Origin of the sequence: Nonomuraea sp. NPDC048901, from assembly GCF_040649695.1 — a bacterium.
Classification (GTDB): Bacteria; Actinomycetota; Actinomycetes; order Streptosporangiales; family Streptosporangiaceae; genus Nonomuraea.
In genome coordinates this window covers 51020-75958 of sequence record NZ_JBEZFW010000023.1, presented here as the reverse complement: position 1 = coordinate 75958, position 24939 = coordinate 51020, and the positions used below count along the sequence as shown (strand labels likewise).

General features: G+C 69.7%; 20 protein-coding genes. 9 read left to right on the top strand and 11 right to left on the bottom strand.

Going from position 1 to position 24939, the window contains the following annotated elements:
- The first annotated feature begins 35 nt into the window (after positions 1-35).
- Complete coding sequence (corA, locus tag AB0C30_RS49365; RefSeq protein WP_357957501.1) at positions 36-1145, top strand: magnesium/cobalt transporter CorA; 1110 nt, start codon at positions 36-38, stop codon at positions 1143-1145.
- 4 nt (positions 1146-1149) lie between these two features.
- On the opposite strand, the gene AB0C30_RS49360 is transcribed toward corA, so the two are convergent.
- Together AB0C30_RS49360 and AB0C30_RS49355 are read right to left on the bottom strand one after the other, a co-directional pair.
- Positions 1150-2058, bottom strand: coding sequence for a glycerophosphodiester phosphodiesterase family protein (locus AB0C30_RS49360; RefSeq protein WP_357957499.1), 909 nt, complete (start codon positions 2056-2058; stop codon positions 1150-1152).
- A 71-nt stretch (positions 2059-2129) separates the two neighbouring features.
- Positions 2130-2546 carry a GNAT family N-acetyltransferase gene (locus tag AB0C30_RS49355; protein ID WP_357957497.1) on the bottom strand — a complete coding sequence of 139 codons (417 nt, stop codon included), beginning with the start codon at positions 2544-2546 and terminating at the stop codon, positions 2130-2132.
- 86 nt (positions 2547-2632) lie between these two features.
- Between AB0C30_RS49355 and AB0C30_RS49350 the strand changes: the two genes are divergently transcribed.
- Complete coding sequence (locus tag AB0C30_RS49350) at positions 2633-3283, top strand: GNAT family N-acetyltransferase (RefSeq protein ID WP_357957496.1); 651 nt, start codon at positions 2633-2635, stop codon at positions 3281-3283.
- A 76-nt stretch (positions 3284-3359) separates the two neighbouring features.
- On the opposite strand, the gene AB0C30_RS49345 is transcribed toward AB0C30_RS49350, so the two are convergent.
- The 3 genes from AB0C30_RS49345 to fbaA all read right to left on the bottom strand — a co-directional run bounded on the left by AB0C30_RS49345 (position 3360) and on the right by fbaA (position 6209).
- Positions 3360-4643, bottom strand: a complete 1284-nt coding sequence (locus AB0C30_RS49345) for an adenylosuccinate synthase (protein ID WP_357957494.1) — start codon at positions 4641-4643, stop codon at positions 3360-3362.
- A 98-nt stretch (positions 4644-4741) separates the two neighbouring features.
- On the bottom strand, positions 4742-5152 hold the full coding sequence (locus tag AB0C30_RS49340) for a DUF3151 domain-containing protein (protein ID WP_357957492.1): 411 nt from the start codon (positions 5150-5152) through the stop codon (positions 4742-4744).
- Positions 5153-5186: 34 nt separating this feature from the next.
- A complete protein-coding gene (gene fbaA, locus AB0C30_RS49335) occupies positions 5187-6209 on the bottom strand; it encodes a class II fructose-bisphosphate aldolase (protein ID WP_357957490.1) in 1023 nt (340 codons plus the stop codon).
- 115 nt (positions 6210-6324) lie between these two features.
- Between fbaA and AB0C30_RS49330 the strand changes: the two genes are divergently transcribed.
- Together AB0C30_RS49330 and AB0C30_RS49325 are read left to right on the top strand one after the other, a co-directional pair.
- Positions 6325-7017 carry a DedA family protein gene (locus AB0C30_RS49330; protein WP_357957488.1) on the top strand — a complete coding sequence of 231 codons (693 nt, stop codon included), beginning with the start codon at positions 6325-6327 and terminating at the stop codon, positions 7015-7017.
- Positions 7018-7111: 94 nt separating this feature from the next.
- The gene (locus AB0C30_RS49325; protein ID WP_357957486.1) at positions 7112-7513 is read left to right on the top strand and encodes a hypothetical protein; all 402 of its coding nucleotides are present in this window, start codon (positions 7112-7114) and stop codon (positions 7511-7513) included.
- Positions 7514-7531: 18 nt separating this feature from the next.
- Here the strand turns inward: AB0C30_RS49325 and pyrE are convergent, their stop codons facing one another.
- Positions 7532-8065, bottom strand: coding sequence for an orotate phosphoribosyltransferase (gene pyrE, locus AB0C30_RS49320; RefSeq protein WP_357653568.1), 534 nt, complete (start codon positions 8063-8065; stop codon positions 7532-7534).
- A gap of 218 nt (positions 8066-8283) precedes the next feature.
- Between pyrE and AB0C30_RS49315 the strand changes: the two genes are divergently transcribed.
- Together AB0C30_RS49315 and AB0C30_RS49310 are read left to right on the top strand one after the other, a co-directional pair.
- Positions 8284-11358 (top strand): sigma-70 family RNA polymerase sigma factor, encoded by a 3075-nt coding sequence (locus AB0C30_RS49315; protein ID WP_357957485.1) that lies wholly within the window; start codon positions 8284-8286, stop codon positions 11356-11358.
- Positions 11359-11563: 205 nt separating this feature from the next.
- Positions 11564-12781: an NYN domain-containing protein gene (locus AB0C30_RS49310; protein ID WP_357957678.1), complete on the top strand. Its 1218-nt coding sequence runs from the start codon at positions 11564-11566 to the stop codon at positions 12779-12781.
- A gap of 200 nt (positions 12782-12981) precedes the next feature.
- On the opposite strand, the gene AB0C30_RS49305 is transcribed toward AB0C30_RS49310, so the two are convergent.
- Both AB0C30_RS49305 and AB0C30_RS49300 read right to left on the bottom strand, forming a co-directional pair.
- Entirely contained in the window at positions 12982-13611 is a 630-nt protein-coding gene (locus AB0C30_RS49305; protein WP_357957483.1) for a response regulator, read from the bottom strand.
- Positions 13612-13614: 3 nt separating this feature from the next.
- Positions 13615-17790: a HAMP domain-containing protein gene (locus AB0C30_RS49300; RefSeq protein WP_357957481.1), complete on the bottom strand. Its 4176-nt coding sequence runs from the start codon at positions 17788-17790 to the stop codon at positions 13615-13617.
- Positions 17791-17910: 120 nt separating this feature from the next.
- On the opposite strand from AB0C30_RS49300, the gene AB0C30_RS49295 reads away from it, so the two are divergent.
- Positions 17911-19455, top strand: coding sequence for a GAF domain-containing SpoIIE family protein phosphatase (locus AB0C30_RS49295; RefSeq protein ID WP_357957480.1), 1545 nt, complete (start codon positions 17911-17913; stop codon positions 19453-19455).
- A gap of 128 nt (positions 19456-19583) precedes the next feature.
- Here AB0C30_RS49295 and AB0C30_RS49290 read toward each other — a convergent pair whose 3' ends face one another.
- The 3 genes from AB0C30_RS49290 to rho all read right to left on the bottom strand — a co-directional run bounded on the left by AB0C30_RS49290 (position 19584) and on the right by rho (position 23654).
- Positions 19584-21350, bottom strand: a complete 1767-nt coding sequence (locus AB0C30_RS49290) for a prolyl oligopeptidase family serine peptidase (RefSeq protein ID WP_357957478.1) — start codon at positions 21348-21350, stop codon at positions 19584-19586.
- A 141-nt stretch (positions 21351-21491) separates the two neighbouring features.
- Positions 21492-22508, bottom strand: coding sequence for a putative RNA methyltransferase (locus AB0C30_RS49285; protein WP_357957476.1), 1017 nt, complete (start codon positions 22506-22508; stop codon positions 21492-21494).
- A gap of 42 nt (positions 22509-22550) precedes the next feature.
- Positions 22551-23654: a transcription termination factor Rho gene (rho, locus tag AB0C30_RS49280; RefSeq protein ID WP_357957475.1), complete on the bottom strand. Its 1104-nt coding sequence runs from the start codon at positions 23652-23654 to the stop codon at positions 22551-22553.
- Positions 23655-24035: 381 nt separating this feature from the next.
- On the opposite strand from rho, the gene AB0C30_RS49275 reads away from it, so the two are divergent.
- Together AB0C30_RS49275 and AB0C30_RS49270 are read left to right on the top strand one after the other, a co-directional pair.
- Entirely contained in the window at positions 24036-24179 is a 144-nt protein-coding gene (locus tag AB0C30_RS49275; protein ID WP_357653584.1) for a hypothetical protein, read from the top strand.
- 9 nt (positions 24180-24188) lie between these two features.
- Positions 24189-24938, top strand: a complete 750-nt coding sequence (locus AB0C30_RS49270) for an MBL fold metallo-hydrolase (RefSeq protein ID WP_357957473.1) — start codon at positions 24189-24191, stop codon at positions 24936-24938.
- Position 24939: the final 1 nt, after the last annotated feature.

The window sequence follows — 24939 nt, the reverse complement described above, 5'->3', positions numbered from 1 at the left end:
GTGGAGCGTGCCAGGTCGGGCGGAAAGGGACTGCCATGCGCACGTCTACGCTTTTCCGTCGCACCACCCGTCACCCCGCACAGCCGCATGTCTCGCGCCAGCTCACCAAGCCGCTGCGTGAGGTCTGCGTGCCTCCCGTTGACTCCATCGTCGAGTTCGGCGCCTACATCAAGGGCGAGAAGGTCGTCGCCCCGGGCATCGAGGAGTCGCTCGAGCTGGTCCGCGAGCACAACAGCCGCTCCGACGGCGCCAAGGCGTTCGTCTGGGTCGGCCTGCACGAGCCCGCCGCCCCCGAGGTCGAGTGGCTGGCTGGCGTGTTCGGCCTGCACCCGCTGTCCGTCGAGGACGCGGTCAAAGCCCACCAGCGCCCCAAAGTCGAGCGCTACGGCGACTCCCTGTTCATGGTGCTCAAGTCCATCGCCTACCTCGACCACGACGAGCTGACCGCCACCAGCGAGATCATCGCCACGGGCGAGATCATGGTGTTCCTCGGCGTCGACTTCGTGGTGACCGTACGGCACGGCCGGCACTGTCCCCTCACCGAGGTGCGCGAGCGGCTCGAGGACAAGCCCGAGCTGATGAACCGCGGGCCGGCGGGCGTGCTGCACGCCATCGCCGACCACGTCGTCGACCGCTACCTGCAGGTCGCCGACCTCATGCAGCTCGAACTCGAAGAGGTCGAGGCGACCGTCTTCGCCGACGTCAGCTCCCGCGACATCAACCGCATCTACCAGCTCAAGCGGGAGATGCTGGAGCTGAAGCGGGCCGTCACGCCGCTCCAGGCCCCGCTGGCCGCGCTGCCGCAGCGCCGGGTGATCCCGTCGGAGATGCGCGAATACTTCCGTGACGTCGGCGACCACCTCTCCCGCGTGTGCGAGCAGGTCGAGTCGTCGAACGAACTGTGCAGCTCGATCCTGCAGGCGGCGCTGGCCCGCTCGAACGCCCTGGCCAACGAGGACATGCGCAAGATCTCGTCCTGGGTGGCCATTCTGGCCGTGCCGACGATGATCGCCGGGATCTACGGCATGAACTTCGACTTCATGCCCGAGACCAACCAGGTGTGGGGCTATCCGGCGGTCCTCGGTGTGATGATCACGGCCTGCGTCCTGCTGCACCGAGGCTTCCGCCGCAACGGCTGGCTTTAGACCGTCAGACTCCGACGGGCCGCTTGAGCGGGCCGACGGGGTCGGGCAGTCGCAGTCCGCGCTCCCGCCACAGCTCGCGCATCCGATCGGGGTAGTCGGTGACGATCCCCGCCACCCCCAGGTCCAGCATCCGGGCCGCCAGCGCCTTGTCGTTGACGGTCCAGACCGCCACGTCCAGCCCCGCCGCCGCCACCTGGGCCATCAGGTCCTCATTCACCATCACGTGCTCGGGCGACAGCGTCGTGGCCCCCGCCTCGCGGGCGGCGGCCGGGATGTCGTCGCCCAGCGGGCCGTTCCAGTGCAGGGTGTCGAGCTCGATCAGCGCGAAGCGCCGCGTGCCCGGCGCCAGCCGGGCGGCGTGGCCGATGATCCGCCAGTCGAAGCTGAGTATCGCCGCGTTGTCCAGCCTGCCGTGCCGGTCGAACTCCTCGAGCACCATCTCGGTGAACAGCTCGGGATCGGCCGTCAGCTCCGGCCTGGTCGGGTCGGACTTAAGCTCGACGTGCAGGCGTACGTCCTCGGCCTCATAGGCGTTGACCAGCCCGAGCACCGCGCCCAGCGTGGGTATCCGGGTCTCCGGCATCGGCCGCTGCGTCAGCGCGAAGGGATCGTCGGCGTGCCGGGGCAGCCGTACGCCCACATCGAGCATGCGCAGCTGCGCCAGCCCGAGCGAGTTGATCGGCTTGCCGACATAGGGGAAGTGGGGGTCGTCCTTCGCGATCGGCCGCGTGTCGGCACTGGTCACGGCCGAGACCGTGAGGTCGTGCGTCAACACGAGCCGCCGATCGGCGGTGAGCGCGACGTCGAACTCGAGCGCGTGCACCCCGAGCTCCATCGTGCGGCTCAGCCCCGGAAGAGTGTTCTCGGGCCAGAGGCCCCTCGCTCCCCGATGACCGTGAATCTCAACGCGCACACCGGGGACACTACCTGCCGCGCGCCACGAGCACGACGTGCCACGCCGCGCCCTTTTTGTGGTGGGTATGGCTATTCCTGGCTGAACGCCCACACATAGACCACCTGGTCCTTCTCAGGTACCCCGCCCGCGCCGCTGTACGTGGCCTGGGCCGCCTCGTTGCCCTCGTCCGTCGCCACCCACATGCCGTGGCAGCCGCGCTCGCGAGCGAGCCCTTCCAGGGCCGCGACCAGCGCCCTGGCGATGCCCCGGCCACGGAAGGACTCGTCCACGCCGAGCTCGTAGAGGAACATCTCGGTCCCCTTGTCGGGGTGGGTGGTCTCGACCCCGGTGATCATCCCGGCCGGGGTCTCGTCCACGTAGGCGATGAGCAGGTGGTGGCGCTCGTCCGCCAGGAACTTCGCGGTGGCCTCCGGTAGGGGAGCGGAGTCGAAGAGGTGACCGGCCGCCTCGACGACCTCGGGCTCGGTGGCACGACGGATCTCCATGCCCGGAGAGTAAGCGCAGGTCGCCGCGCCACGCACGGCATTTATTAGGTCGATAAATGCGACTCTGTGGCAATAAGCTGGCGGTCATGACGGAGGCACTCGAAACGGTCCGGCCGGAAATCGTCCAGGCCTGGGTCGACGGCTGGGTGGTCTCGCGCAGCGCCCCGCGGCCCGTACGGGAGCCATGGGGCCTGCGAGTGGACGTCGGCCGGCCCGGCCACGTCGCCCGCCACGTGCTGCCCGCGCCCACCCCCGGCGACCTGCGGTTGCTGGCCGAGACGATCAGCACTCCGGGCACCTGGCTCAAGCTCTGCGCACCCGCGGAGACGGTCGTCCCCTGGCTCACGCCGGCGTGGTCCATCGACGAGCCGGAGTTCATGATGACGGGGCCGCTGTCGCGGGGCCGGGTCGAGGCTCCCGACGGCTACACGCTGGCCGTCACCACCCGGTCGGACGTGACCGTGGCCCGCCTGCTCACGGCGGCGGGCGAGATCGCGGCCCGGGGGCAGATCGCGGTCACCGGGCGTACGGCGGTCGTGGACCAGGTCGAGACCGCCCCGAACCACCGCCGCCGCGGCCTGGGCCGCGTGGTCATGACGGCCCTGGCCGACACCGCCGCCTCGCGTGGCGCCAGGACGGGCATCCTGGTGGCCACTCCCGCCGGTCAGGCCCTCTACCGGAGCATCGGCTGGACGACCCGCACCCCGATGACCGCTGCCGTCCTGGCCGCCTCCTGACGTCCTGGGGGGCTTTTTACGGTCGTTCGGGTACGGCCGGCGACGCGGTGCCGGCCGTACCCGTGAACCGGTTGGGTCAGACGAGCGAGCGGAGCACCAGCGTCTGGTCACGGCCGGGGCCGACGCCGATCGCGGAGATCGGCGCGCCGCTCATCTCCTCCAGCGCCCGCACGTACGACTGCGCGTTGGGCGGCAGGTCGTCGAAGGTCTTGGCGCCGGTGATGTCCTCCTGCCAGCCGGGGAACTCCTCGTACACCGGCTTGGCGTGGTGGAAGTCCGTCTGCGTCATCGGGATCTCGTCGTGCCGCGTGCCGTCGACGTCATAGGCGACGCACACCGGGATCCGCTCCAGCCCGGACAGCACGTCCAGCTTGGTGAGGAAGAAGTCGGTGACCCCGTTGATCCTGGTCGCGTAACGGGCGATGACGGCGTCGAACCAGCCGCAGCGCCGGTTGCGGCCGGTGGTCACGCCGTACTCGCCGCCGGTCTTGCGCAGCCACTCGCCCATCTCGTCCTCAAGCTCCGTGGGGAACGGGCCCGAACCGACGCGGGTGGTGTACGCCTTGAGGATGCCGATCACCTTCGTGAGCCGCATCGGCGGGATGCCGGACCCGGCGCAGGCGCCGCCGGCCGTCGGCGAGGAGGAGGTGACGAACGGGTAGGTGCCGTGGTCGATGTCGAGCAGCGTGCCCTGACCACCCTCCAGCAGCACGAACTTGTCCTCGTCCAGCGCCCGGCTCAGCACCAGTGAGGTGTCGGCGATGTGCGGCTTGAGGCGTTCGGCGTAGCCCAGGTACTCCTCCACGACGGCCTCGGCCTCGATGCCGCGCCGGTTGTAGACCTTGGTGAGCACCTGGTTCTTCTCGGTCAGCGCGACCTCGATCTTCTTGGCCAGGATGCCGGGGTCGAGCAGGTCCTGGACGCGTACGCCCATCCGGTAGATCTTGTCGCCGTAGGCGGGGCCGATGCCCCGGCCCGTCGTGCCGATCTTGGCCTTGCCCAGGTAGCGCTCGGTCACTTTGTCGAGCGCCTTGTGGTGGGGCATGATCAGGTGCGCGTCGGCGGAGATCAGCAGGCGCTCGGCGGAGATGCCGCGCGCGGCCAGCCCGTCGATCTCGCTGAGCAGGACCCCGGGGTCGATGACGACCCCGTTGCCGATCACCGGCACGACGTGCGGCGACAGGATTCCGGTGGGCAGAAGGTGCAGTGCGTATTTCTGGTCACCGATGACCACGGTGTGACCCGCGTTGTTGCCACCCTGGTAGCGGACGACGTAGTCGACGTCGCCACCGAGGAGGTCGGTGGCCTTGCCCTTGCCCTCATCGCCCCATTGGGCACCAACGAGAACGGCAGCCGGCATGGTTCAGTCTCCCGAGCACAAAACGAAACCCCTGGCGCAAGTGCGACAGGGGCTCTTGCGTAGAGAGACTACCCGAGTCGGCCTATTCGTCCCAAGTGCTAGTTCTTGGCCAGCGCGTCATAGGCGCTCTCGCTGCTGTCCTTGAGGAATTGCAAGCATCGTTCGGCCTCGTCCTTCTCGCCGATCGCCTGGGCGGCCCTGGAGAGCGAGTAGAGGCAGCGCAGGAAGCCGCGGTTCGGCTCGTGCTCCCAGGGGATGGGACCGTGCCCCTTCCAGCCGCTCCGGCGGAGCTGGTCGAGCCCGCGGTGGTAGCCGGTGCGCGCGAAAGCGTAGGAGGTGACGGCGTGGCCCTGCGCGAAGTACTCCTCCGCGAGCGTGGCCCAGGCCGCCGGGTAGGCGGGGAAACGGGCCGCCACGTCGGCGGCCTTGGCGCCGGCTTCCAGCGCCTCCCTGGCCTCGGGCAGGTCCGGCAGTTGAGTCGGGGGCGGCCCGGCGAGAAGGTTATCCATAGGACAAGTCATACCCGCCGAGCCGCCGCAGTGGCTAGGAGATCTTCGTCCCAGCGGATTTCAGGTGCTCACAGGCCTCGACGACGCGGGCCGCCATGCCGGCCTCGGCCGCCTTGCCGTAGGCGCGCGGGTCGTAGGCCTTCTTGCTGCCGACGTCGCCGTCGACCTTGAGTACGCCGTCGTAGTTGCGGAACATGTGGTCCGCGATCGGCCTGGTGAAGGCGTATTGGGTGTCGGTGTCGACGTTCATCTTGACGACGCCGTAGGAGATCGCCTCGTGGATCTCCTCCATCGCCGACCCGGAACCGCCGTGGAAGACCAGATCGAACGGTTTGTCCTTGCCGTACTTGGCGCCGACGGCGTCCTGGATCTCCTTCAGCACGCTGGGCCGCAGCTTGACGTGCCCCGGCTTGTAGACGCCGTGCACGTTGCCGAACGTGGCGGCCAGCAGGTAGCGGCCCTTCTCACCGAGCCCCACGGCCTCGGCCGTGGCCAGCGCGTCCTCGGTCGTGGTGTAGAGCTTCTCGTTCATCTCGCCGACGACGCCGTCCTCCTCGCCGCCGACGACGCCGATCTCCATCTCCATGATGATGTTGGCGCGGTGGCACTTGTCGATGAGCTCCTTGGCGATCTCCAGGTTCTCCTCCAGGGGTACGGCCGAGCCGTCCCACATGTGCGACTGGAAGAGCGGGTCGAGACCCTTGGAGACCCGCTCCAGCGAGATGTCGATCAACGGCCGCATGAAGCCGTCGAGCTTGTCCTTGGGGCAGTGGTCGGTGTGCAGCGCGACCGTCACCGGGTATTTGGCGGCGATCACCCTGGCGTACTCGGCCAGCGCCGTCGCGCCCGTCACCATGTCCTTGACCGTGGCGCCGGACAGGAACTCCGCGCCGCCCGTCGACACCTGGACGATGCCGTCGCTCCCGGCCTCGGCGAAGCCGCGGAGCGCGGCGTTGAGCGTCTGGGAAGAGGTCACGTTGATCGCCGGGTAGGCGAATCCGCCCGCCTTCGCGCGGTCGAGCATCTCGGCATAGACCTCTGGGGTTGCTATAGGCATGCTTCATCTCCCTGAGAAGTACGGCTTCGCGCAGCCCAGTATCCCGTTCCGCTACCCCGCGTGGTAGAGACAACGCGCGGCGGCCAAGGCCGTTCGCGACGGGTAGGCTCACCCCGTGGACTGGCTTTCCAATCTCCTGGACCCGACGTGGTGGCTGACGATGCTCGGCGCCTTCGCGACCGTCGGCGTTCTGGCGATCATCTTCGCCGAGACGGGCTTGCTCATCGGGTTCTTCCTGCCCGGTGACTCGTTGCTTGTCGCCGCGGGCATTTTCAGCTCCGCCGCCGCGGCGAAGGGGATTGGCATCGAGCCGCTGTCCTTCCCCGTGCTGCTGATCGCCACGCCGCTGTGCGCGGTGGCGGGCGCCCAACTCGGCCACCTCATAGGGGTCAAGATCGGCAGGAGACTCTTCGACAAGCCGGACTCACGGCTGTTCAAGAGGGAGTATGTGGAGAAGGCCGAGCACTTCTTCGTGAAGTTCGGCCCGGCCAGAGCGGTGATCATCGCGCGCTTCGTACCGATCGTCCGCACGTTCCTCAATCCGGTCGCCGGCGTCCTGGAGATGCCGGCCCGCACGTTCTTTCTGTGGAACGTGGTCGGTGGCGTGCTGTGGGTCGAGAGCATGCTGCTGATCGGCCACTTCCTCGGCAACCAGGTCGATCCGACCAAGATCGACAAGTACATCCTGCCGGGTGTCTTCCTCATCGTGCTCATCTCGCTGATCCCGATCATCGTCGAGGTCGTGAAGACCCGCAGGGCCGGCAAGCAACTACCGGAGCCCAACGGCAAGCACCACCGCGTGCGCTGATCCCACTGACGATCGTTCAGCGATCTTTTAGTGATCGAGATCGACCCCGCCTACGAGTACGCTCCCCCTTGTGGGACGCCACAGGTCAGATCCGATGGGCCTCGCCCGCCTCGCGCTCGCCGTTCTGGCGGCGGTGGCCGTGGTGACGCTCCTGGTCGTCGGCGGTCGCGCGCTGCTCACCTCGCTCGACACGCGGCAGCAGCAGCCCGAACGCGGGAAGGTCGCGGCCCAGCCGCAGGCCAGCGCCCAGGTGCCGACCGTCCGCATCGAGTGCGTAGCGGACACCTGCCCCCTCGTCACGGTCCGCGTGCCGGGCGGTGATGTGCTGCAATATCGCGACATGAGCAGGGGCGAAGAGGTCAGCTACTTCGAACCCGAGCTCGACGTGGTGCTCAGCGACGCCGCCACGGTCGTGGTGACCGAGAACGGCAAGCCCCGCGCGCAGGGCAAGGCCGGCGCGCGGGAGGCGTTCACAGTCCGGAGTCGTGGGGCGTGAACGGGGCGTGGGAGGTGTTCACAGCCCGAGGTCCTGGAGCGTGAACGCGGAGCGGTAGTCGAGCCCCTCCTCGGCCATTCGGGGCGCCGCGCCGCGCTCGACGATCGTGGCGACGGCGACCACCTCCGCGCCCGCCTCACGCAGCGCCTCGACGGCCGTCAGCGGGGAGGCGCCGGTCGTGGAGGTGTCCTCGACGGCCAGCACGCGACGACCCTTGACCTCCGGACCCTCGATCCTGCGCTGCATGCCGTGCGCCTTCTGCGCCTTGCGCACCACGAACGCGTCGAGCGGGCGCCCTTGCGCGGCGGCGGCGTGCATCATCGCGGTCGCGACGGGATCGGCGCCCAACGTCAGCCCGCCCACGGCGTCGTACTCCAGATCCTTGGTCAGGTCGAGCATCACCCTGCCGACCAGGGGCGCGGCCACCCCGTCGAGCGTGATCCGGCGCAGGTCCAGGTAGAAGTCGGCCTCCTGGCCCGAGGAGAGTACGACCTTGCCGTGCACGACGGCCTTCTTCTTGATCTCGGCGAGCAGGTTGTCGCGGTCTGTCATGGGTCCCAGCTTAGGGTCCTCGCGCTACGTCCAGGCGGCCCGCGTACGGCCGGCCAGGAGGTCCACCTACGGCCAGGTCCGAGCGGGCCGCCGGAGGCTCTGGAGTGCCGCCGGGAGGGCCGAGAGGGTCGTCGGAAGGTAAACACGCCCCTGCGGTTTAGCCGGGACGGTGGCTGCGGAATGCTCGGAGGTAAACTCTGGGTAATCGTGAGGTCACTATGAGTGCAGAATCGCCGCAGAGCGATGCGGATCTTCTCCACGCGGTCCGAGCCGGCGACGCCACCGCCTACCGCGAGCTCCACGACCGCCACGTGGCCGCCGCGCGCTCGCTGGCCCGCCAGCTCGTCAGGGGTGAGGCCGAGGCCGACGACGTGGTCGCCGAGTCGTTCACCAAGATCCTCGACCTCGTCGGCCGTGGCGGCGGTCCTTCGGCGGGCTTCAGGACGTACCTGCTGACGGTTGTGCGACGCACCGTCTATGACCGTACGCGGGTGGCCGACGGCCAGATAGCCCTGCGCGGGGTCGAACGCCAGGCGACCACGGGCGGGATCGAACGCCAGGTGATCCTGGGCAGAATCGAGGGCCAGGCGGTCATAGGCCGGACAGAGCGGCGGGCGGCCGTGGGTGGGGGCGAGTGCCAGGCGGCCGTGGGCGGGGCCGAGCGGCAGGCGGCTATGGGCGGGATCGAGCCGGTCGATCCCGGTGTGCCCTTCATCGACCCGGCACTCATCGGCCTCGAACGATCGCTGATCGCCAAGGCGTTCCTGTCGCTGCCCGAGCGGTGGCGGGCGGTGCTCTGGCACACCGAGGTCGAGCACTTGCCGCCCGCCGACGTGGCCCCGCTGCTCGGCCTGTCAGCCAACGGCGTCACCGACCTCGCCCGCCGGGCTCTCGCGGGCCTGCGCCAGGCGTACCTGCAGACGCACCTGGCCGCGCCACCGCCCCACACGTGCCGGCTGGCGCTGGGCAAGATGAGCCGTTACGTCCGGGGCGTGCTGGCCAGGCGCGACTCCAAGGCGGTGGACGAGCACGTGAGCGGCTGCCCCGAATGCCGCGCGGTCCTGCTGGAACTGACGGACGTGAGCCGGGGGCTACGCGTCATCATCGGACCCCTGATCACGGGGCCGGTCTTCGCGGGGTACGCGGCGGCACTGGCCAAGGAGAGAACCCCGAGCGACGCCCCGGATGGCCTTCCGGGCACACTGGGCCGCTTGGGGCGCGCGCCCGGGCGGCTGTTCGGGAGGGCGCGGGAGACGTCCGGGCAGGTGTCCGATTGGGCGCGGCGGGTGGCCGCGTACATGCTCGGTCGGGTGTGGCAGGCGCCTGTGCGCGTGTTCGGCTGGGTGTGGCGAGCGTCCGGGCAGGTGCTCGGCCGGGCGCCCAGATGTGCGCTCGGCCAGCTTTGGCGCCTGCCCAGATACGTGCTCAGCTGTGTCCGGGGCCGGCCCAGGCGCGCGCTCGGCTGGGTTCGGGGCGTGCCCAGGCATGTGTTCGGCTGGGTTCGGGGCGTGCCCACGTACGCACAGGCGGCGGTGGCGGGTGGTACCGCCGCCGCTGTCGCGGCCGCCGCCGCGTTCACGCTGGTCTCGGCCGAGGAGCCGATGCCGAGGCCGGTCGCCAAGCCCGTCGCGTCAGCGGGGCCGCCGCCCGTACGACCGGCCGACAAGCCCACGCGGGTTCCTCCCGGTCGGCCGGACACCCCGTCGGTGGCGAGGGGGCACCGGGCGCGCCTGCACGCCACGATCGGCGTGCTCGGCGCACTGGTCCGCGACCAGCCCGGCATCATCGGGCTACGACTCCGCAACTCGGGCAACGCCCCGACCGCCGAACTCACGGCCACCGTGGACCTGCCCGCAGGCGTCACGCTGATCCCATCGGGCGATAACCGTCATGGCACCGCCGCAGGCGTGACCCTGACCCGCCCGCTCGGTTCCGACCACGGAGCGGCACCGATCCAGCGGGGCGGCGACGGGGACGGCGCCGCACCGATCCAGCCGGGTGCCTACGAGCACAGTGTCGCGGCGGGTGGGGCGCCGATCCAGCCCGGTGGCTACGGTCACGGTGTTGCGATGGTTACGCCCGTTGGGACCCTGGATGGCTGGACTTGTCGCCCGGCCGGGCACGGCGCCGTGTGTGCCAGGGGGCCGCTTGAGGCGCGTCGTCGCACCGCCGTGTTTCTGCGCGTTCGGGTGGCCGCCCAGGCGCCCCAGGGTGACGGGCCCGCTGTGCGGATCACGTCCGGTTCGCTGCGGATCGGGGCGCGGTCAGCGGCCGGGGTACGGCGGGAGGGCATGCCCGCCAGGTTCGCCACCGACGGCAAGGTGACGGTCAGGGCGGTCGGCAACTCGCTCCTGAGTTGCCCGCTGGAGCGCGACGGCTGCGCGGAGGCCCGGCGGCGGGAGGGCGACAGGCGAGACGACGAGCTGTGGCCCATGGCGGTCGTCGACGGGGATGGGGTGCCGGATACGTACGCCTCCAGCGGCGCCATGCTGCGATTGCCCCCGGGCGGTCGGGTCGTGTGGGCGGGCCTCTACTGGTCGGCCAGTGGGGAGAACACGGGGCCGATCAGACTGCGGCCGCCGGGTCGGCGGCGTTACCTGTTCATCAGGCCCGAGCAGGTGACGGTCCGCGAGTTGCCCTCTGGGCCCGCCTACCAGGCGTTCGCCGACGTGACCGGGCTGGTCGGGAGTGTCAGGCAGGAGGGCACGTGGTGGGCGGCCGATCCGCCGATGGGGGAGGGGGTCGCGCAGCACGCCGGATGGAGTCTGGTGGTGATCGCGACCGATCCGACCGAGCCGTACAGCCACGCCGTGGTGCTCGACACACCGACCGTCATCGGCGGTGAGGCGGGTCAGGCCCGGATCCCGCTGGACGGGCTGGTCTCCGCGCCTGAACTCGCGCGAGGCCCGGGACGCCCACAAGGGAGCGTGGCTCCTGTGGCCGTGCGCGCGCGAGTCCCGAGCAGGCGCCCGGTCTCCGGGGGCTCGTCCAGGCGGGTTCCGTCGGGCGGGCTGGTGCCTGCTCGGATCGAGGTGGTGACCTGGGGCGGTGATGCCGATCTCGACGGTGATCGGCTCTCTCTGGGTTCGGGGCCGCTCACCCCAGTGGGAGGCGACCGTGACGCGGACAACGTTTTCGACGGCTCGTCCAACGGCGCCAAAGGGATGACGTTCGGTGTCGACGTCGACACGTTCGGCGGCGAACTCGGCCATGACCCGGCGCTGGCCATCGATACGCGGAAGGATGTGGTGTTGTTCGCGATCGCCGCCGTCAGCGTGCGTGCACGGTCGTGACGTACGTGCACGATAGTGACCAAAGTCCGACATATTGGTACGGTCAGCCCGGACGCACCGGCGTATGGTCAGGGCAGGGGCGAATCGTCGGGATTAACCTCGCGCGATCACCCGCTTTCATTACCCTGAGAGAGGGCCGCCCGCGAATCCGGCTCTGACGGTGCACAGTCTGCTAGGTCGGACCACCAGGAAAGGGGCCGTGTCAGTGGATCGCTGCGCGCTGTTCGTGGACGCTGGCTATCTGCTGGCCGACGGCGCGATGGCCGTGCATGGCACCCGCCATCGTGAAGCCGTGGCCTGGGACTATCCAGGGCTCTTGCAGCTCCTGTCGAACCTCTCGCGCGAGCGCACCGGCCTGCCGATGCTGCGGTGCTACTGGTACGAGGCGACCGTCGAAGGCCGCCGTACGCCGGAGCACGAGGTGCTCGCCGACATCCCCGGCCTCAAGCTCCGTCTCTCGCGCATCCGCCCCGGTCGGCGCGAGGGCGTGGACGCCCAGGTGCACCGCGACCTGATGACCCTCGCCCGCAACAGCGCCATCTGCGACGCCGTTGTGGTCAGCGGTGACGAGGACCTCGCCCAGGTCGTCAGCGACGCCCAGGACCTCGGCGTCCGGGTGACCGTGGTGCACATCGCGGTGGACGGCAGCTGGGCGGTCTCGCGCACGCTCATGCAGGAGAGCGACGACATCATCGAGCTGGGCGGCGTCCACCTGCGCCCCTACGTCAACGTGGTGGCCGGCGCCATCGAGGCGTCCAACGGACATCACCAGTCGGCCGGCAACGGCCACGCGCAGCGGGAGCTGCCGCCCGCCCAGCCGAGCGGGGGCAGCCACGCCGCCGACCGGGCGAGCCAGTCCGGTGCCAACGGCGCGATGCCATCGGCGGGACGTGGCCAGCAGTCGCCGCCCAGCTACGCCAATTACCAGCCGGATCCGACGCCGTCGGCCGCCCCGGTGACCGGACCCATCCCGCAGCAGCCGCAGGCGCCGACGACCGGGCAGTTCGCGTCGCAGTCCAACGGCACCTACCAACCGCCGCCGTCGCAGTCCAACGGCACCTATCAGCCCCCGCCGCCGCAGTCCAACGGCACTTACCAGCCCTCGCAGCTCGGCGCCTACACCGGCCCGCAGCCCGCGCCGGTCTCCCAGCAGCCCTCGGCGGCCACGGCCGGGGCGACCACGCTGTCCGACGCCGTGAAGGCCGCCCATCGGGAGGGGCACGACTTCGGCGAGTCCGTGGCCCGCGACGCGCCGGCCCTGTGGCTGGAGGCCGTGCTCGCGCGCAAGCCGCGGATGCCCTCCGATCTGGAAGCCCGCCTGCTGCAGGGGTCGTCCCTGCCGATCGACTTCCTGCTGCACGACGAGGTACGCCACGCGCTGCGCCGCGGCTTCTGGGACGCCTTGGAGCGCGCCAGACACTAGCCTGACGCGCTCCCTGAGGCCGGACCTCCGCCGCTGCCGTCCAGACGCCAGCGGCGCCTCTGAGAACGATCTCAGCGCCTCAGGGACGCACATGAGCCTCGGGGACGCACATGAGACGGCGTCTCTCGTATGGACAAAGGCACAGCGCATCTCGTACGGGACGGCGTCTCTCGCACCGTGGCAAGGGACGGCGCGGCGGCCTACGACAGGGCGTCGAAGCCGGAGCGCAGGTGGGCGAGTCGGTCGGCGAGGTCGGCGAGCGGGACGGACAGCGTCGGGTCGTGCGACTTGTTGGCCAGCTCCCGCACCCTGCCCAGCTCGTCCTCCACCGCCGTCAGCCGCCGCGACAGCTCGGGCAGGATCGCCGCCTGGTCACCCGCGCCCGGCGGCAGTTCGCCGCTCAGCCGCTCGCGCAGCATCGACGCCTGCTCGGCCAGCCGTTTGTTCATGTTGTACAGCTCGGTGAACACCGACACCTTGGCCCGCAGCACCCACGGGTCGAACGGCTTGGTCAGGTAGTCGACGGCGCCCGCCGCGTAGCCGCGGAAGGCGTAGTCGGGCGCGCTGTCGACCACCGTGAGAAAGATGATCGGGATGTTGCGGGTCCGCTCCCGCCGCTTGATGTGGGCGGCCGTCTCGAACCCGTCCATGCCCGGCATCCGCACGTCGAGCAGGATCAGCGCGAACTCCGTGTTGAGCAGCGCCTTGAGCGCCTCCTCGCCGGACCTGGCGCGTACGGGCACCAGGTCGAGCGAGCTCAGGATCGCTTCGAGGGCGATCAAGTTCTCCTCGCGGTCGTCGACCAGGAGGATCTTGGCACGATCCGGCATGGATCACGCCCCTTCGGCAGTGGACTCGCCGCTCGACCGCCCCCGGCCGAGCCAACCGCGCAGCCGTTCGAGCAGCCGGTCGACGTCGACGGGCTTGGGTACGTAGTCGGACGCGCCCGAGGCGATGCTCTTCTCACGATCGCCCCGCATGACCTTGGCGGTCAACGCGATGATCGGGAGATCGGCGAACTGAGGCATGCGCCTGATGGCCGAGGTCGTGGCCCAGCCGTCCATCTCCGGCATCATGATGTCCATCAGCACGAGAGCGACGTCCTCGTTCCGTTCGAGCTGTTCGATTCCTTCCCGGCCGTTTTCAGCGTAGACGACCGTGGAGCCATGCCGTTCGAGGACGCTGGTCAGAGCGAACACATTGCGGATGTCGTCGTCGACGATGAGGATCTTCGCGCCGTTGAGCGGGTCGTCGCCGTGCCACTGGGTGGTCTCGGCGGGTGGCTCGATCAGCTCGGGCAGCGGCAGGTCGAGCGGCATGGGCGGCTCGTGCAGCGCGGCCGCGGTCTCCTCGACCGGCACGGCGAGCAGCTGCCTGCGCTCGACCACGGCGTCGGTGTCGGTCTCGGCCAGCGGGCCGGTGTAGGACGCCGGCAGGTAAAGGGTGAACGTGCTCCCCTTGCCCAGCTCGCTGTCGACGTGGATCTCACCGCCGAGCAGCCTGGCGATCTTGCGGCAGATCGACAGGCCCAGCCCGGTGCCGCCGTACTTGCGGCTGGTGGTGCCGTCGGCCTGCCTGAACGCCTCGAAGATGACCTCACGCTTGTCGGGCGCGATGCCGATGCCGGTGTCGATCACCTGGAAGGCCAGCAGGTCGTGGGCGCCGTGCAGGGTGTCGTCGTCGAACTGGACCCCCGCCGGCACCGGCGTGACCCGCAGCTTGACCTCCCCCTTCGGGGTGAACTTCACCGCGTTGGACAGCAGGTTGCGCAGCACCTGCTGCAGGCGCTGCTCGTCGGCGCGCAGTTCCTGCGGCACGTCGCAGTCCACCTCGACGGCGAACGCCAGCCCCTTGTCCTGGGCCAGCGGCGCGAACGCCGCCTCCAGGAGGTCGACCATCTTCGGCAGCGACACCTGGATCGGATGGATGTCCATCCGGCCGGCCTCGACCTTGGACAGGTCGAGCATGTCGTTGATCAGCTGGAGCAGCGCGGAGCCCGCGCCGTGGATCGTCCTGGCGAACTCGACCTGCTGCGAGGTCAGGTTGCCCTCGGCGTTCTCGGTCAGCAGCTTGGCCAGCACGAGCAGGCTGTTGAGCGGCGTGCGCAGCTCGTGGGACATGTTCGCGAGGAACTCGGACTTGTAGCGCGAGGACACGGCCAGTTGCTCGGCGCGTTCCTCCAGCGTGCGGCGGGCCTGCTCGATCTGGAAGTTCTGGATCTCGATGGCGCGGTTCTGCTTGGCCAGCAGCGCCGCCTTGTCCTCCAGCTCGGCGTTGGACCTGCGCAGCTCCTCCTGCTGGCGCTGTAGTTCGTCGGAGCGCTCCTGCAGCTCGCGGGTGAGCCGCTGCGACTCCGTCAGCAGGTCTTCGGTGCGCGAGTTGGCGATGATGGTGTTCATCGTGACGCCGATGGTCTCGACGAGCTGGGTCAGGAAGTCGAGGTGCACCTCGCCGAACGGGGTGAAGGAGGCCAGCTCCAGCACGCCCAGGACGCGGTTCTCGAACAGGATCGGGAGTACGACGATCTGCGCGGGCGTCGACTGGCTGAGGCCGCTGTCGATGGTGATGAACCGCGGCGGCACGTCGTCGAGGACGATGTGCCGGCCCTGGGCCGCGGCCTGGCCGACGATGCCCTCGCCGACCGCGAAGCGCTGGCGCGGGCCACGGTCTGGGCGTACGCCGTAGCCGCCGATCAGCAGCAGCTCGTGCTCGCCTTCGGGATCGACGCCGTAGAAGGCGCCATAGCGGGCCGACACCAGCGGCGTCAGCTCGCTCATCGTCAGCTTGGCCACCTCGAACAGGTCGCGGTGGCCCTGCATGAGCCGGGAGATGCGGGCCAGGTTGGACTTGAGCCAGTCTTGTTCCTGGTTGGCCTGGGTGGTCTCGCGGAGGTTGGCCACCATCGAGTTGATGTTGTCCTTGAGCTCCGCCAGCTCGCCCTGCGCCTCGACGGCGATCGAACGGGTCAGGTCGCCTCTGGCCACGGCGCTGGTCACGGTGGCGATCGCGCGTACCTGCGTGGTGAGGTTGCCGGCCAGTTCGTTGACGCTCTCGGTGAGCCGCTTCCAGGTGCCTTCCACGCCCTCGACCCGCGCCTGGCCGCCGAGCTGGCCTTCGGAGCCCACCTCGCGGGCGACTCGGGTCACCTCGGAGGCGAACGACGACAGCTGGTCGACCATCCGGTTGATGGTGGTCTTGAGCGCCAGGATCTCGCCCTGGGCGTCCACGTCGATCTTGCGGGTGAGGTCGCCGTTGGCGACCGCGGTGGTCACCTCGGCGATGTTGCGTACCTGGTAGGTCAGGTTGTTGGCCATGAAGTTGACGTTGTCGGTGAGGTCCTTCCAGACACCCGACACGCCCTGCACCCGGGCCTGGCCGCCGAGCTGGCCCTGTGTGCCGACCTCGCGGGCGACTCGGGTCACCTCGTCGGCGAAGGACGACAGCTGGTCGACCATCGTGTTGAGGGTGTCCTTGAGCTGGAGGATCTCGCCCTGCGCGTCAACGGTGATCTTCTTCGACAGGTCGCCCTGGGCCACCGCGGAGGAGACCGCCGCGATCTGGCGCACCTGGGAGGTCAGGTTGTTGGCCATGGAGTTGACGTTCTCCGTGAGGTCCTTCCAGACCCCGGAGACGCCGCGTACCTGTGCCTGGCCGCCCAGCTGCCCCTCGGTGCCCACCTCGCGGGCGACTCGGGTCACCTCGGAGGCGAACGACGACAGCTGCTCGACCATCGTGTTCATGGTCGACTTGAGCTCCAGGATCTCGCCCTGGGCGTCCACGTCGATCTTGCGGGTGAGGTCGCCGTTGGCCACGGCCGTCGTCACCTGGGCGATGTTGCGTACCTGGTAGGTCAGGTTGTACGCCATGGAGTTGACGTTGTCGGTGAGGTCCTTCCAGACGCCCGACACGCCCTTCACCTCGGCGCGTCCGCCCAGCTTGCCCTCGGTGCCGACCTCGCGCGCCACGCGGGTCACCTCGTCGGCGAAGGACGACAGCTGGTCGACCATCGTGTTGAGGGTGTCCTTGAGCTGGAGGATCTCGCCCTCCGCGTCGACGGTGATCTTCTTCGACAGGTTGCCCTGGGCCACCGCCGTGGCCACGGTCGCGATGCTGCGTACTTGGCTGGTGAGGTTGTTGGCCATGAAGTTGACGTTGTCGGTGAGGTCCTTCCAGACGCCCGACACGCCCGACACCCGGGCCTGGCCGCCGAGCTGGCCCTGTGTGCCGACCTCGCGGGCGACTCGGGTGACCTCCTCGGCGAAGCCGGAAAGCTGGTCCACCATCGTGTTGACGGTGTTCTTGAGCTCGAACATCTCGCCCACGGCGTCGACCGTCACCTTGCGGCTCAGGTCGCCCTTGGCCACGGCGGTGGTCACGACCGCGATGTCACGCACCTGCGCGGCCACCCGGGAGGACATCGTGTTGACGGCCTCGGTGAGGTCGCGCCAGCTGCCGGACATGCCGCGCAGGTTGGCACCGCCACCCAGCCGGCCCTCGGTGCCGGCCTCCCTGGCCACCCGCGTGACCTCGGAGTTGAACAGCGCGAGCTGGTCGACCATGCCATTGATCGCCTTGCCCAGGCGGCGCACCTCGCCGCGGGCCGAGCGGTCGAGGTCGATCCGCCGCGACAGGTCGCCCTTGGCCACCGCGTCGATCACGTCGGCGGCACCGCTCACCGGGCTCACCAGGGCGTCGATCAACATGTTGACCGACTCGACGCTCTCCGCCCAGGCGCCGACTCCCGGCCCCGGTGTCAGCCGCTCGCCGAAGCGGCCCTCCTTGACAACTTCCTTGCGTACGCGCACCAGCTCGTTGGCGAGATGTTCGCGACGATCGGCCACTTCGTTGAGCAGCAACCGCACTTCACTGAGGATGCCGGCCGGGGCATGCGGGACCCGGCGGCGGAAGTCGCCGTCGCGCCAGGAGAAGAGGGTCTCCAGGATCGGGACGAGGTCCGACTCGGTGTAAGTCCTCTCCTCAGAGCTCAATGCGGCCTTGGCCGTTGTCATGGGGCCTCCTTCACTCCCGGGGTGCCACCGCGAGTGAGTCAAGTCTGTCACGATGAGTAGCTCATAGTCGCGTCCTTGGATTTACCCCAAGTCAGCAGGAAGTGTGGTAGGCACGATGCGATGACTGCTACTCCCCATGCGGTGCTGGCCGCTACGTTCGCGCCCGGCGACACCGCCGTGACGGCTGCGATGAGGTTCACCCGTGAGGTGATGACCGCGTGGGCAGTCGGCAGCGTGCTGCATCTGGCCGAGCAGGTCGCGGGTGACCTGGCACAACAGGTGGTGGACGAGCCGTTCGAAGTCATCTGGAAGCATTTTGGTGACGCCGTGCAGGTCGAGTTGAGACAGCGGAGCACCTCGCAGGGCGACCCGAAGGCTCCGTCTGTGGGGGTGGAGGAGTGGGGAATCACCTTCGCAGGTGATTCTCGTGTCCATTGGGCAAGACTCACGCTACCCGGCTCAACGGACAGAGTGGCATCCGAATGGCTGGAGGAGAGCGCCAGAGGGCCGCATTGGCTGGGGTTCCTGGCTGACGCGAGTGACCTCCTCGCGGGCACTCTCGACCCCGACATGGTGCCCGCCATCATCGCCCAGATCGTGGTGCCGCGACTGGCGAGCTGGTGCGCCGTCTACACCTCTGACACCGCTGTCGGACCGCTGCGGCTGGTCTACCTCTGGCACGCCGACGAGGCCAGGATCGACGGGCTGCGCGAGCAACTGGGCGACATGGACGCGATGATCGCCGACGCCCACGTCACCTCCACCGTCCACCTGGCCGACTCGCAGGTGCTCGCGGTCCCGCTGACCGCGCGCGGCCGGGGCCTGGGCATGATGTGCCTGGGCCGGCCCGACCGCTTCCCCGACGAGGTCATCCAGTTCGCCGAGGACATCGCCAGGCGGGCCGCGCTGGCCACCGACAACGCCCGCGTCTACGCCCAGCAGGCCGCGGCCAACCGGGCGCTCCAGCGCAGCCTGCTCCCGCCGAACGAGCCCGAGGTGCCCGGCCTCGACTACGGCGTCGTGTACGAGCCCGCCGGCGAGGCCAACGAGGTCGGGGGCGACTTCTACGACCTGTTCAAGGCCGGCGACGACTCCTGGCGGTTCGCGATCGGCGACGTGTGCGGCACCGGCCCGGAGGCCGCCGCCGTGACCGGTCTGGCCCGCCACACCCTGCGCCTGCTCGCCCGCGAAGGCTACGGGGTGGCGGCGGTGCTCGGCCGCCTCAACCAGGCGATCTTGGAGGAGGGCGAGCGGGCCAGGTTCCTCACGCTGCTGCACGGCGACATCACGCCGGTGCCGACCGGTCTTGAGGTACGCCTGGTGTCCGCCGGTCATCCCGAGGCGCTGCGCCTCAAGCCGAGCGGCGTGGTCGAGACGGTGACGACCCCGCAGTCGCTGCTCGGGGTCTTCCACGAGGTGGTGTTCGAGGCCGACACGCTGCATCTCGACCACGGCGACGTGCTGCTGGCGGTGACCGACGGGGTGACGGAGCGGCGCTCGGGCGGGCGGCTGCTCGACGACGACGGCGGGCTGGCCAAGCTGCTCGCCGAGTGCGCCGGGCTGTCGGCCCGTGCGGTGGCCGAGCGGATCCGCCGAGGGGCGGCCGACTTCGCCACGGAGCCGAGCGCGGACGACCTCGCGATCGTGGTCCTCCGCGCCCGCTGACCCCGAGGTCCTCCGCCCCTGCTGATCCCTCGACGTCCTCCGCGCCCGCGGACCCCTCGATGTCCTTCACGCCCGCTGACCCTCGTGGGCCTTTTCGGCTGACTGCCGACTTGGCGAATGGTCGATTATCAGTGTGGATTTACATGCTTGCGGGCGAATTCAAGCTGTAGCGCGATTTGTGCGATCCGTTCGGACATGACCAGCGAGCCACGGATGGCGTCGTAGGCGTAAACCTCATGCTCCCGCCCGTGCTCAGCAAGTTTCGCCACATACTTCTCGATCTGCCGCAACGGGCAGCGGCTGTCGTTCTCGCCGGCCAGGATCAGCACCGGACTCTCCACCCGGTCCACGTACGTGATCGGAGAGCTGGCCGCATAGCGCTCGGGCTGCTCGTCGGGCGAGCCGCCCAGCAGCGCGCGGTGGTAGGCGCGCAGGCTCTCGGCCTCGTCCTCGTAGGAGGTCTCGTGGCAGGCGATCGGCACCGCCGCGATGCCGGCCGTCCACAGCTCGGGCTGGGTGCCGAGGCCGAGCAGCGTGAGGTAGCCGCCCCAGGCGGTGCCCGTCAGCAGCATTCTGGCGGGGTCGGCGATGCCGCGCTCCACGACGTGCTCGCGTACGGCGGCGACGTCGGCCAGCTCGATGTGGCCGATGTCGCTGTGGAGCGCGTCGCGCCAGGCCGAGCCGTAGCCGGTCGAACCGCGGTAGTTGACCCGCACCACCGCGAAGCCGGCGTCCACCCAGGCCGCGACCTCGGGGGAGAAGGCGTCGCGGTCGTGCGTCGTCGGGCCGCCGTGCAGCAGGAAGACGGTCGGGAACGGCGCGGCGCCGGACTCGGGACGGGAGACCAGCGCGTGGATCCTGCCGCCGGGGCCGGGCACGTCGAGGTCCTCGACGGGCACGCTCGGCGGTGCCGAGGGGCCGCTGGAGTTGAGCACGACCTGGCCGTTGCTGGAGCGGATCACCGGTGGCCGGGAGGCGCTGGACCAGGAGTATTCGACGTTGCCGCCGGGGCGCGGGGCCGCGGCGTCGATCACGCCGTGGGGCGTCTCGAGCAGGGTCAGCCCGCCGCCCGCGAGGTCGTAGCGGTGCAGATAGCTGCGGGCGCGGTTGTCGCGGAGGATCAGCAGGCCGCGGCCGTCGTCGTACCAGCTGGCGGTCAGCTCGCCGGAGTCCTTCATCCAGATCTCGCGCTGCTCGTCGGTCGCCGGGTCCCAGACCAGGGGCGCCTGACGCTGACGGCGCTCGTGCAGGGCGAGCATCCGGCGGTCGCCCGGCACCGGGGCGAACTTGAGGCCGATCACGCCCTTGTCGGGGCCGTCGTAGAGCTCGCCGACGACGTCGCCGTTCGGGCGTACGACGCGGAGCGCCGGATGACGGAAGTCGCCATACTCGGCATGATTTATCGCGATAAGTGAGCCGTCGAGGGACATGTCGGCGACCCAGGCCGCCTCGGCGTGCTCGTACAGCAGGCGAGACGGTTCGCCGGGCCGTACCAGATGGATCCTGAACGAACCCTCGCTGGCCAGGCTGATCGCCGCGTGGCCAGCCATGGACAGGGCGATGCCGCCCGGCTGGCCGGGCTCCAGGTCGGGAGCGACCTGCTCGTCGGGGCCGCCGGTGAACGGCTGGCGCCACCACGTGCCGAACTCATCGCCCTCGGTGTCGGCGAACCAGTAGATCCACTGGCCGGTGGGGTCGATCGCGGCGTGGGCCGTGCCCTTGGGCCGGTCGGTCACCTGGCGGTTGGCGCCGCTGGCACGGTCCCAGGCGTAGACCTCCCAGGTGCCGGTGGCGTTGGAGCGATAGATCGAGCGGTTCGGGGCCAGCCGTGCCCAGGAGGGCAACGTCATGCGCGACGCTCGGAACCTGGCCTGCCAGCGTTCCTCGGCCTTCATCCGGCGCGCCCCCCTCCCTCTCGCCCCGCCTCCGGGCGTGGGTTGCCGTCCAGTATTGCGCTTGTCTCGCGGAAATACTCCGGGAATGTGGGGGAATTTCGGACTAAATGCCCCATCATTAACACGAGTCCCAGATGTCCGTCAAGGAACAGCCCTTGATCGCGGCGGGGCCTCGAAGATAGACAGGTGGAACGCGGCCTTGGCCGCCACTTTTTCCCGCTTTTTCACGGCATCCCGTGACAGATAGTTCGAAATCCGCTCCGCCAGCTCGGCCGCCTCAGTGTGCCACGCGCTCGGTCCCATCCCCACCACACCGGCGACCTCGTCGGGACCCAGCTCCAGATCGAACTCGACCGTTCGCCGCTCGGTCTCCTCGAAGCCTTCCAGGCTCCTGGCCAGCCGCCGCTCCTTCTCCTCATCGACGGAGAGCAGCCCCAGCTCCTCGACGAGCGGGCTCAGATGCGCCTGAGCGGGTGTCACGACGACCACCGCGCCGCCAGGCCGCAGAATGCGCCGGAACTCGGGACCGTTCCGCGGCGCGAACACGTCGATCACCACGTCGGCCACCCCGTCCCTGATGGGCAACGGCCGCCACACGTCGGCCACGAAGGCGCCGGCCCTCGGATGCGACCGAGCGGCACGCCGCACGGCGTGCTTGGAAACGTCGAATGCCATCCCGATGCCACGGTCCACCGCTCTCAGCACCGTCGCCAGGTAGTAACCGGTCCCGGCTCCGGCATCAACGATCACGGGCTCCGGCGCGTGATCGGCGTCCTGCCACGCCGTCCCTGCTCCACGAGCCACTGCGGCACTACGGTACGCCTTCTCGGCCGCCGCGTCCGGCAGTGCCGAGAACCTATCCCTACGGAAAGCATCGTCTTCCCGGCCATTGGCGCCGAATATCCTCAACCGCACACTCTCGGCGAGCGCGTCGGCGAGCGGAGCGTAGTGTCCGGTTCCCAGGAACTCGGCCCGCGCCGCCACCATTGCCGCGCTGTCAGCCGTTCCCGGCGTCCGCGAGCCGACCAGGAGACTCACATAGCCCTGCTTGGCCACGTCGTACGCATGGCCTTCGGCGCAGCGGAGCGTGTCACCCGCCGACCACATCTCACGGGCGCAGACGGGGCAGGCCAGGTATTTGATGATGTCAGCAAGCATGCGCCCATTGTCATGGCCCGGGGGACCTGACGCGCCAGGGGGTCAGGCGCCGGCCTCAAGCAGGAAGGCCGCGTTGGAGGGCGTCTCGCGGAGCTTGCCGACCAGCAGCTCCAGCCCCTGCTGCCGATCGAGCGCGCCGAGCATCCGGCGCAGCTTCCAGACCACCTGCCGCTCGCCGGCCGGCAGCAGGATCTCCTCTCGGCGGGTGCCGGAGATGCCCAGGTCGACCGCGGGGAAGAGGCGTCGTTCGGCCAGGTCGCGGGCCAGGTGCACCTCCATGTTCCCGGTGCCCTTGAACTCCTCGTACAGGCTGTTGTCCATGCGCGACCCCGTGTCCACCAGCACGGTGGCCAGGATGGTCAGGGAGCCGCCGCCCTCCACGTTGCGCGCGGAGCCGAAGAAGCGCTTCGGCGGGTACAGCGCGGTGGCGTCGATGCCGCCGGTGAGCACGCGGCCCCCGCCGGGGGCCAGGTTGTTGTACGCGCGCCCGAGCCGCGTCAGCGAGTCGAGCAGTACCACGACGTCCTCGCCGTTCTCCACGAGGCGCTTGGCGCGTTCGATGGCCAGCTCGGCGACGGCGGTGTGGTCGCGGTCGGGGTGGTCGAAGGTCGAGTAGAAGACCTCGCCCTGGATGGAGGCGCGCATCTCCGTGACCTCTTCCGGCCGCTCGCCGACGAGCACGACCATGAGGTGCGTCTCCGGGTGATTGCGCGCGATGGCCGCCGCGAGCGCCTGCATGACCATGGTCTTGCCGGCCTTGGGCGGGGCCACGATGAGCCCGCGCTGGCCCTTGCCGATGGGCGCGAACAGGTCGATGACGCGGGTGCTGAGCGACTCGGTCTCGATGCGCAGGCGTTCGGTGGGATGGATCGGGATCAGGTCCGCGAAGTGCGGGCGGTACCGCCAGTCGGCGGTGCCGTTGACGGACTCGACCTCGACCGGTTTGCCGCCCGCGACGGTGGCGACGACGTGGTCGCCGGGGCGCAGGCCGAGCTGCTTGACCCGGTCGGGCGGCACGCGGACGTCATCGGGGCCGGGCAGGTGTCCCGCGCGGATGAAGGCGCCCTTCTCCCGTACGTCGAGCAGGCCACTGACCTGCCGAATGGGCGCACCGGAGCGCGGTTTGGGAATGGTTTGAACAGACATGATGAACCCTCCTCGAGGGCACCGCCGAAGAAAGCCGGCGAGTGTGAAGAATGAGCCGGGCCCAGGAACACCGGGCGGGCTATGGGGGAAGTGGCGGAGCTGGAAGCTCAACGCCGCTGGCAACGTATCACACGTTCCGGCCCATACAACACCTAGCCCGCTTGGGCTATTCCCGGGGGGTTCTCGGCTCTTCCGCCTCGCCGCCGGGGGCGCGGCGTAACAATGTTCTCCTCGGTGCCGGAGTGCTGCGAATTACCCGCAGCAGGTGTGCACGACGACACAGATCGCCCATCAACGCACCGGCAACCTGTCAAGTGAGATGCAGGGCCGCTGCAATCCGATGAGGCTTTCATAGAACCACGAACTCCTTGGGGGATCACGATGAAGACCAGCACCCGTTGCCCGCGGTGTCACAACGAGCTCGACGAGGGCCCGATCATCTATCGGTGCGCCCACTGCAGCCGCGCCGTCTACGCCGCCGACGTCGAGAACGAGTACGTTCCGCGCCAGCGCGTGGCCGCCTAATCTGGGCGAATGCCACACAAGCCGCGCACGATCTCCGGCGTCGAAGTGACGCCTCTCTGCGACGCCGTGGGTCCCATGGGCCCGGCGATCCGCCGCCCGCTCACCGAGATGTTTCCGGGGGGAGGGCTCGCGGACGAGCCGTGGATCCTGCACTTCCACTGTTACCTGCTACGTGACCGGGCGGGCCGGGTCACCCTGGTCGACACCGGCATCGGCGCCGCGGACTCACCGGCGTCGACTTGGGCGCCGGTGCCGGGGACACTGCCCGGTGAGCTGGCCGCCGCCGGGGTCGAACCGGCCGACGTCGGCACCGTGATCCTCACGCACCTGCACAGCGACCACGCCAGTGGCGCGGTCGCGGACGGCCGGCCGCTGTTCGAGAACGCCAGGTATGTTCTCCAGCAGGCCGAGGTCGACGCGGCCCACGGCGCGATGCTCGACCAGATCGTCACTCCCATCAAGGGCCAGTTGCAGGTGGTCGACGGCGATTCCCAGGTCGCGCCGGGCGTACGCGTCCAGCTCACCCCGGGGCACACCCCAGGCCACCAGGTCGTCCGGCTGGGCGAGCTGGCGATGACCGGCGACCTGGTGCTGCACCCGGCGCAGCTGGCCGATCCGAGCGTCCGTTACGTCTACGACGACGACCCGGCGGCGGCCGCCGCCACCCGCGCCGAGGTGCTCGGCGCGCTGCGGGCCGAGCGCGCGGTCCTGGCCACCGCCCACTTCAGCGACCCGTTCCTGGACCTCAGCTTTCCGTAGG